This is a genomic window from Nostoc sp. (assembly GCF_036917755.1).
In the GTDB taxonomy this organism is placed as follows: Bacteria; Cyanobacteriota; Cyanobacteriia; order Cyanobacteriales; family Nostocaceae; genus Nostoc.
In genome coordinates, this window is sequence record NZ_JBALFC010000118.1 from 46,502 (window position 1) to 55,650 (window position 9,149).

Annotated in this window: 8 protein-coding genes; 5 read left to right on the top strand and 3 right to left on the bottom strand. The window is 41.9% G+C overall.

Annotated features, from left to right (window positions below; translation table 11 throughout):
- Window positions 1-24: 24 nt before the first annotated feature.
- Window positions 25-1,035: a tryptophan--tRNA ligase gene (gene trpS / locus V7L05_RS25980; RefSeq protein WP_335168405.1), complete on the bottom strand. Its 1,011-nt coding sequence runs from the start codon at window positions 1,033-1,035 to the stop codon at window positions 25-27.
- Window positions 1,036-1,458: 423 nt separating this feature from the next.
- On the opposite strand from trpS, the gene V7L05_RS25985 reads away from it, so the two are divergent.
- The 3 genes from V7L05_RS25985 to V7L05_RS25995 all read left to right on the top strand — a co-directional run bounded on the left by V7L05_RS25985 (window position 1,459) and on the right by V7L05_RS25995 (window position 4,901).
- Window positions 1,459-1,635 carry a hypothetical protein gene (locus V7L05_RS25985; protein ID WP_335168407.1) on the top strand — a complete coding sequence of 59 codons (177 nt, stop codon included), beginning with the start codon at window positions 1,459-1,461 and terminating at the stop codon, window positions 1,633-1,635.
- A gap of 371 nt (window positions 1,636-2,006) precedes the next feature.
- Entirely contained in the window at window positions 2,007-3,587 is a 1,581-nt protein-coding gene (locus V7L05_RS25990; RefSeq protein WP_335168409.1) for a B12-binding domain-containing radical SAM protein, read from the top strand.
- Between the two features lie 123 nt (window positions 3,588-3,710).
- A complete protein-coding gene (locus V7L05_RS25995) occupies window positions 3,711-4,901 on the top strand; it encodes a DNA cytosine methyltransferase (protein WP_335168411.1) in 1,191 nt (396 codons plus the stop codon).
- A 5-nt stretch (window positions 4,902-4,906) separates the two neighbouring features.
- On the opposite strand, the gene V7L05_RS26000 is transcribed toward V7L05_RS25995, so the two are convergent.
- Both V7L05_RS26000 and V7L05_RS26005 read right to left on the bottom strand, forming a co-directional pair.
- Window positions 4,907-5,767 carry a calcium-binding protein gene (locus V7L05_RS26000; RefSeq protein WP_335168413.1) on the bottom strand — a complete coding sequence of 287 codons (861 nt, stop codon included), beginning with the start codon at window positions 5,765-5,767 and terminating at the stop codon, window positions 4,907-4,909.
- Window positions 5,768-5,858: 91 nt separating this feature from the next.
- The gene (locus tag V7L05_RS26005; protein ID WP_335168415.1) at window positions 5,859-7,118 is read right to left on the bottom strand and encodes a glycosyltransferase family 4 protein; all 1,260 of its coding nucleotides are present in this window, start codon (window positions 7,116-7,118) and stop codon (window positions 5,859-5,861) included.
- 270 nt (window positions 7,119-7,388) lie between these two features.
- Between V7L05_RS26005 and V7L05_RS26010 the strand changes: the two genes are divergently transcribed.
- Both V7L05_RS26010 and V7L05_RS26015 read left to right on the top strand, forming a co-directional pair.
- A complete protein-coding gene (locus V7L05_RS26010; protein ID WP_335168422.1) occupies window positions 7,389-8,174 on the top strand; it encodes a DUF429 domain-containing protein in 786 nt (261 codons plus the stop codon).
- Between the two features lie 154 nt (window positions 8,175-8,328).
- Window positions 8,329-9,084 (top strand): aldo/keto reductase, encoded by a 756-nt coding sequence (locus V7L05_RS26015; protein WP_335168417.1) that lies wholly within the window; start codon window positions 8,329-8,331, stop codon window positions 9,082-9,084.
- Window positions 9,085-9,149 lie beyond the last annotated feature (65 nt).

Below are 9,149 nucleotides of genomic sequence, written 5' to 3' on the forward strand. Positions count from 1 at the left end.
CAAATCACACCTAAAAGTGAAAACTTATAGAGGAAGAGAGTAGCCTAAAGCAGCTTTTACTTGTGATAAAGTTTGATTTGCGATCGCCCTAGCTTTTTCCCCTCCATCCCGCAACACAGACTCTAAATAGCTTTTGTCTGCCGTTATCGACTGATATTTTTCTTGAATTGGTTTCAGAGACTCAATTATTGTGTCTGTCAATAATGGCTTAAATTGTCCCCAGCCCATATCCTGACACTCAACTGCGACATCTTCCTTTCTTTTACCAGAAAGCAATGTATACAGCGTTAACAAGTTATTACACTCTGGACGCGCTGGATCATCAAAAGTTAGCCCACGAATGGGGTCAGTTTTACAACGCTTAATCTTGTATTGAATCTGTTCTGGTGAATCTAGCAAACTGATCCGGCTTAAGTCGGAAGGATCGGATTTCGACATTTTGCGTGTACCGTCCGCCAAACTCATCACCCTTGCCCCTTCCTTGCGAATCAACGGATCTGGTAACTTCAGAACTGGTTGATCTGGTTTACCAAATTGGTGATTTAACCGAGATGCAATATCCCGTGTCAATTCCAAGTGTTGCTTTTGGTCTTCACCCACTGGCACTTTATCCGCTTGGTAAAGCAAAATATCAGCTGCCATTAGCACAGGGTAATCCAACAAGCCTGCACTGACATTCTCTCCCTGTTTCACAGCCTTTTCTTTAAACTGGATCATGTCTTGCAGCCAGTTTAGAGGTGTAATGCAGTTGAGCAACCAGGTGAGTTCACTGTGGGCCGAAACGTGGGATTGTACAAAGATGGTGGAGTGATTTAAATCAAGACCACAAGCCAGATAAAGAGCAGCAAGAGTGTAGGTATCAGCTGCCAACTGTGTTGGGTCGTGTGGCACTGTAATCGCGTGCAAATCAGCCACAAAAAGGTAATTTTCGTATTCGCTCTGACCTTCTACCCAGTTGCGAATGGCTCCCAAGTAGTTACCTAGATGGTAATTGCCGGTTGGTTGAACTCCAGAAAGAACACGTTGCTTGCCCATAAATTCCAACTTAGTTATCTCAAATCCGCGTTATGTCAAGTTGCGATGTCTAGCGACAAGTCGCAACTTTTAGAGACGCTACGCAAAACTCATTTAATTTTGACATTTTCCAGGTCAACTCGTGGGGTGGGCATCTTGCCCGCCTTTCTATACGGGCGGGCAAGATGCCCACCCCACAAGAAGTAGTTGAGTATTTTTTTATTTGTCAGTCCCCTATGAGACTGTTGGCAAGTTAATAGGGGGTCTAACCCATCAGCCCCAATTCATCTTAGTTTCTTTAACTTTAGTGCGTTTCAACGTACTTTAGCTATTAGCCCGCAATTTATTGCAGGGCGGGAAAGCAACGCAAAACTTAGGTTTTAGGGATGCGGAGTTTAAATAAATGAAAACTGCTCTAGTGTAGTAACGACAAAAATCAATACAATGCCATTGTCAATCGATGGATTAACAATGCCAGTCGATGGATTAACAATGCCAGTCGATGGATTAACAATGCTAGTCGATGGATTAACAATGCCAGTCGATGCGTTAACAATGCTAGTCGATGCGTTAACAATGCCAGTTGATGCATTAACAATGCAGGAGATTGCGTTAAGATAGCACGGGAATACAAAGATGAAACCGCAAGACACCTTAAATAACACTTTTTCTCCTCTTCTAAGCAATTTATCTACTTTTTATTTACAGAAATAGACAAAATTTAAGTTTTTGTTAGAGAAAGTACAGTAACCTGGAAATTATTAGTTAAATTTTCGACTCCGGGGAGTCTGCTGATGAAAGCTTTACTACTCTGGCCTATAATGCCCAATTCTTTCTCGTCTTACCAAGAGACGGTTGATCTAGCTAGCAGTTTTTTGCTCCACAAATCAGTCATTAGCTTTTATTACAACGACCGTAATACTGCCAACTAACTCGAAAACCAGATTTGCAAATTGCGCGATGTCTATCTTCAGACAGATAAATAAAGAATAATGAAAGCACTCTTACTTTACCCCCGTTTTCCCAAAACTTTTTGGTCTTACGACGAATTTATGAAAATAGCGGGACTTAAGGCAGCTATTCCGCCGCTAGGTATTCTGACTGTTGCCGCTATGCTGCCAACAGACTGGGAAGTTCGGTTTTATGACCGCAATGTTAATCAAGAAACTGATGCTGATTGGCAATGGTGCGACATCGTGATTCTTTCCGCCATGCTTGCCCAAAAAGAAGACTTTCTCGCTCAAATTAACAAAGCAGCACAGATGGGGAAAAAAGTGGCTGTAGGTGGCCCTTATCCAACCTCAGTGCCAGAACCTGCCCTGAAAGCAGGAGCTAACTACTTGATTTTAGATGAAGGGGAGATTACAATTCCCCAATTTCTAGATGCGATCGCCAAAGGTGAAGAACAAGGAACCTATCGCGCCCTTGAAAAACCAGATGTAACCCAAAGCCCCATACCTCGCTTTGATTTACTCAAGCGAGATGATTACTTAATGATGGCGATTCAATTTTCTCGCGGTTGTCCTTTTGAATGCGAATTCTGTGACATCATCAATCTATATGGTCGCAAATCACGTACCAAAGAACCTAGTCAAACCCTAGCAGAACTCCAAACCCTCTATGACTTAGGCTGGCGCGGATCTCTGTTCATAGTGGATGATAACTTCATTGGCAATAAGCGCAATGTTAAACGCCTCTTACAAGAATTAATTCCGTGGATGCAGGAACGCAATTATCCCTTCACCTTCATGACCGAAGCTTCTGTCAATCTAGCAGAAGATACTGAGCTATTAGAACTAATGGTTAAAGCTGGTTTCTACGCAGTCTTTTTGGGTATTGAAACACCAGATCAAGACAGCCTGCAAGCCACTCGCAAGTTTCAGAATACCCGCAATCCCCTCTTAGAAGCCTGTCGTATTATCAATCAAGCTGGATTGTTGATCTATGCAGGATTTATCATTGGTTTTGATGGAGAAAAGACTGGCGCTGGGGAGCGAATTCAAGCTTTTGTTGAAGAAACCGGCATTCCTCAACCGATGCTAGGTATACTGCAAGCCCTTCCCAATACTGCCCTTTGGGAAAGACTAAAACGAGAGGAGCGATTATTAGAAGGATTTAGAAGTTTGGACGTGGGAGATCAGAATTCCTTAATGAATTTTGTTCCTAGCCGGCCGATGGCTGAAGTTGCTAAAGAATATTTAGAGGCAATTTGGAGAATGTACGAACCCAAAAACTATCTCCGACGTTGTTTTGAACAATGCCTCAAGATTACACCTAATCCCCAACTACAGCAGACGATGTATTTTCCTCCTGGCAAAGGACTGCGACTACTAGCAAACTTGCTCTGGCGACAAGGCTGGCAACGGCGGGAAATTCGGGGTCAATTTTGGCAACAGCTTTGGGTTATTCTCCGCACCAAGCCGCAATTCGTGAATATGTATTTGGGTTTATGTGCTGCTGGCGAGCATTTTTGGGAATACCGCCTTTTAGCCAGAGAGCGCATTACTGAGCAGTTAGGATTTGATCCGTTGGTCACGCCTACCCCTGTTGAAAAACCATTAGTCACAATTTAAGTATTCAGTTTTTGGTGGCAATTGGTTGCGATCGCTTTTGTGGGTTTCTGGAAAAAGCGTGCCATGTTGGATATATCGTAGGCTATATGTCACACAGAAGCAGACATCAATATCAAACAAAAAATGCCAGGAACCCAACTTTCTTTTTTTCCTAACGACGAAAATCACTCTACTACAAAGCAAAAAAAACCTAAATTAGGACGTTATGAACGTATCCAACGAGAACTAGATAAAAATGACTCCGATCCATACAAAATATTCATTGAAGTTGATTCTGTGCCAAATCCACCATCTAATTACACCTTTATCGATCTGTTTTGTGGAGCAGGGGGAATAACACAAGGACTAGTTCAAGCTGGATTTAAACCCTTAGCTAGCGTTGAAATCAATCCAATCGCTTCTGCTACCCATAAAAATAACTTTCCACAATGTCATCACTTTTGTGGAGATATCGAACAGTTTGATTCCCACAATTGGCTACAACAAATCGGCTTACCTGAAGTAAATCTTGTTATAGGCGGGCCGCCATGTCAGGGTTTCTCGGTAGCAGGAAAACGTGACCATAAAGATCCACGCAATCGTTTATTTTATGAATTTGTACGTGTTGTATCAGAAATACGTCCTTGGTATGTTGTTATGGAAAACGTTCCAGGCATTCTGACTATACAAAACGGAGATGTAAAAAAAGCAATTATTGAAGCTTTTGAATTTATTGGTTATCCTAATATATCTGTTGCAATTCTTGAATCTGCTGCCTACGGAGTGCCACAAATTCGACCAAGAGCTATCTTTATAGCCAACAGATTTGGAATGGCAAATCCCTATCCAAAAGCTAAGTTGTTACCTGAAGAATACAAACCTATTGAATCAGCTATTTCCGATTTACCAGCATATACCCCAATACCAGAGATAAATCATCAGTGGACTAAGCATTCACCTGAGTATATGGAGCGTATTGCTAAAGTACCTCTAGGTGGTTCTTTATATACAAAATATGTTGATGCTTTCAAACGACAATACCCTGGTAAACCAAGCATGACTGTTAAAGAGAATCACGGCGGTACTCATATTCATCCATATCTAAACCGTGTTATTTCAGCGCGTGAAATGGCAAGATTGCAGACATTTCCAGATTCATTTATTTTTAAAGGTTCTATGAAAAAAGCTATGTGGCAAATTGGAAATGCTGTACCACCACGTTTAGCAGAGTGCATTGGCTACGCGCTTATTCCTTATCTAACTGATATTGCTCTTAATACCAAAAGTAGAGTTAAAATTACTCCTCTTGAGCAGACTGAACTAATTTTTGATTAAGAGCATTATGCCAAACCCACTTGTCCTCCAATTAGCCCCATAAATCCTGTTCCAAAGTGCTGAATCTCCAAAAAACTGGCTTGCTCTGGTGAGGTTTTGTAAATCCGAAATGTCTTCATAATTGCCAAAGTAGCAGCACTTTCAAGGGGTCCAACAAAGCTAATATCCCGGTCGAGAAAATATGTTTGATTAGCCCAATGAGCCATCTGATTTGCATTTAAAAAGTAGCAGCCTGAATGAGGGTTGAGGGCGCGACAAAAGGTAATTGGTGTATTCAGAATTGTACCGTTGAGTTCCTGTTGCTCCTGCACATTTTGAAAGGGAGCAGTTACTCGTAAAGCCAAATCTCCATCAATGTAAGCTTTGTGAACCAAACCGTAGGGGGAGGCTTCATAACGATTTGGCTGGAGCAAGTTTAAGTCACCAGCTTGTTGGGTAAACCAGTTTAATTTTATAAAAAACCAAGGGTCATGGATAATGAGATCATCTTCAAGAAAGCAGTAGTAATCATATTGACCGAGACAACTTTGTAGAACAGCTTGGCACTCAAACCCCAAAAACAGAGGTTCTACATCAGTAGAATGATGTTTATATAAATGGGATGGGAAGGAAAGCTGATTCAGAAGATGATTATCTTGGGTTGTACAAATAACAATATCTAGTTCGTGAGACTGTGGCTGGTTAGCAGGGAAAGCTAATCGTTGAGCAATGTTGATGATACTTTGAGATTTGCCAAATAATTGATGTAAGGCGGTAAGACTTTTAGTTAACGCCTCCAAGCGGGGTTGTGGGTCTTTGCGTTGGGAAGCATGACGACCCTCACTGCTAGGTTTGAAAAAATGGGCAATAGTAAAAATAATTCGCATTTTAAATATCGCTTTTATATTTTTTATATTTATCTGTAATTTGTCCTTTGTTGGTTGTAACTAATGACCAATGACTAATGACAAATTTCATCTAATTTCTCCCAAATCCTTTAGAACTTGGGCGCTTTTTCAAACTCTCAGAACTTTTACCAGCGAACATCCATTGCAAATGCTGTGGTAGAAGTTTTGCTAAATCATAACGCTTGATAATTGTCTCTCGCGCATTCGCCCGAATTGCGTTCATCTCTTGAGGATTATTCAGCGCCTCTTCAACCCTATTAGCAATATTCTGAGGAGAAAAGAAATTTACCAGCAGTCCATTCACTCCATCCTGTATGACCTCTAATACTGGCGGAGTTTTAGAAGCTACTAATAAACATCCTGCTGCCATTACTTCTAACATTGACCAGGATAAAACAAAAGGACGGGTTAAATAAATATGAGCAGAAGAAGCTTGCAAAACCTGAAGGTACTCATTGTAAGGTAGTCTATCTGTAAAGTGCAGTCTCGATAAATCCAAAGATAATTTTTCTAGCATTAATTGTTTATAAGTCTGACCATCGGGGAGATTTTTCCCATAAGCAACCCGGTCTTCTCCCACAACTACTACATGGCACTGAGGTCTTCGCTGCTGAATTAGCGCCACCGTTTCCATAAACTGCGGAAAACCTCTATAAGGTTCCATTCCGCGTCCCACATAAGTTACCAACTCTTCCACATGGGAAAGGTCAAGATTTATTCTTGGTAAAACTAACTTTGCGCCTGGTTTGGGAGCAAAAAATTTGGTATCAATACCATCATGAAGTACAGTGATTTTGCTATGATATTCTTTAGGAAATTGCTGCCGTTGCCAATTCGTCGGAGAAAGACCGCGATCGCAACTATATAAATCAGTCAAAATCGGCGCATTTTTCACGCGGATGCGGCATTCATCATCAGCATTTAGTGGTTCATTAGGATCAAAATCTGCATCCGAACCGTGAGCATGATAAAACCACTCGAAATAACACAATAATTCGGCTTTGGGAAAAATATCTTTCATAAATAAAGTCGGCCCCCAACCAGAATGACCATAAACTATATCTGGAACGAAACCCTCGGCTTTTAATTTTTCTGCCACGCGATAGACAGCCTGCGCGGTGAGAACAGCATTTTCTAGGTTGCGAACATAGTGGTGGGTTTGGGGAGCCGCTTCCCGATAAGGAGTGTAAATAGCCTTATAAACGCCAGGTATTTCCCCTTCACGTCGATTCGTGCCAAAGACAACTTTGTAATTCTTATCTTTACCTAAAACTGTCGCTAGGTTGCGAAATTGCGAGGGAAAATTGGGGTGTAAAAATAAAATCTGCATCGGAATAATCTTGATTAACTTATTGCCAGATAAAATAAATTAAGACAAGCTTTTCCAGATTATAAGATTATTTCCCTGATTTTTGGCAAGTAAATTTAGGTAAATGGTTGCCCAGAATGGGAAAATAATTGCCAATTCGTGTTATGAACCGACACGCTTGGGTTAAGGCTTAACTCTTTGTCAAAGTCAATTTTTTTAACGAACCGCAAAGAACGCAAAGGACACAAAGGAAGAGAAGGAAGAAATGCTTAACTGTATTGTGTTATGACCATGAAATTTATTGGCATTGATTTAGGCTGGCGATCGCAACCAAGTGGACTATGCTGCTTAAAATGGATAGATGGACAACTGCAACTAGTTGATTTAGATCGCAAAGAAGCCATTGCAGACATCCTCACCTGGATCGATCTGAGGGTACAACCAGACGAACCAGCCATCATCGCCGTAGATGCACCTACCCTCATACCCAACGCTAGCGGGAGTCGCCTCGCCGACAAACTCAGCCACAAGTACTTTGGCAAATATCATGCGGGATGCTACCCAGCTAATAAAAACCTACCCTTCGCCGATCGCACCATCAACTTTGGCTTAGAATTAGAATCACGCGGTTTTGCACACGCACCCACCATCGAACCGCAAAAACTTGGCAGATATCAAATAGAAGTCTTTCCCCACCCAGCGATCGTTAACCTATTCAACTTAGAACGTATCCTCAAATACAAAAAAGGACGCCTGAATGAGCGCCGCCTAGAACTAATCAAACTCCAAAATTATCTTCTCGATCTCCTCCCCTCCTTCTCTCCTCCTCTGCGTCGCGCCAGTTGCTACAACGGGGGGAACCCCCGCAAAGCACTGGCTTCTCTGCGCCTCTGCGGTTCGTTTCCTCTTGAAATCCCCACCACAGGCGCAGCCCTGAAAGCAACCGAAGATAAACTAGATAGCCTAATTTGCGCTTATGTTGCTGCTCATTGGTGGTATTGGGGAGAACAACGTAACCTCGTATTAGGCGATCGCACCACTGGCTACATTATCATTCCTCAACGGATTTTAGCCTAAAATTTTCATCTCATAAGATTTAAGTCATCTTCACATCTTCAACCTACTGATATCAGTAAATACTTCTGATAATAGATGACTTGGTAATTGGGAAAGGGATAATGCTGAAAGACCTAATATTCTTAAGACCAATTACTGACTAGGAGATTATTTTATGAGAACCAGAAAGCTAGGCAAACAAGGCTTGGAAGTTTCAAATATCGGACTTGGTTGCATGGGAATGTCTGAGTTTTATAGTGGTCGTGATGAAATTGAGGCGATCGCTACTATCCATCGGGCATTAGAGCTTGGGGTAAATTTCCTTGATACTGCTGATGTGTATGGGCCGTTTACCAATGAAGAACTAGTAGGCAGAGCAATTAAAGATCGCCGAGATCAAGTAGTATTAGCAACCAAATTTGGCAATGTCCGCACTGAAGACGGCGGTTGGAAAGGGATTAGTGGCAGACCAGAATATGTCCAGACAGCTTGCGATGCCTCCCTAAAACGCCTGGGAGTTGAAGTGATTGATCTCTATTATCAACATCGTGTAGATCCAACCGTACCCATTGAAGATACTGTCGGAGCAATGGCAGAGTTAGTCAAGCTTGGTAAAGTGCGCTATCTAGGACTTTCAGAGGCTGCACCTGCCACGATTCGACGGGCTGTGGCAGTTCACCCCATTACTGCACTGCAAACAGAATACTCTCTTTGGAGCCGCGACCCAGAGGATGAAATTTTACCTACTGTGCGGGAATTAGGAATTGGGTTTGTTCCCTATAGCCCATTAGGAAGAGGGTTTTTATCAGGTGCGATCGCTAGCCCTGATGATCTTGCACCTGATGACTATCGAAGAAATTCTCCTCGCTTTCAAGGTGAGAATTTTTATAAGAACCTGCAATTAAGCTGTTCCACATTTAACTTGCTATAACAGCATTACCTTTGTTTTTGACTTTGCGATGCCATTTAATAATTAATTCGCCTTGATTTAGCAAG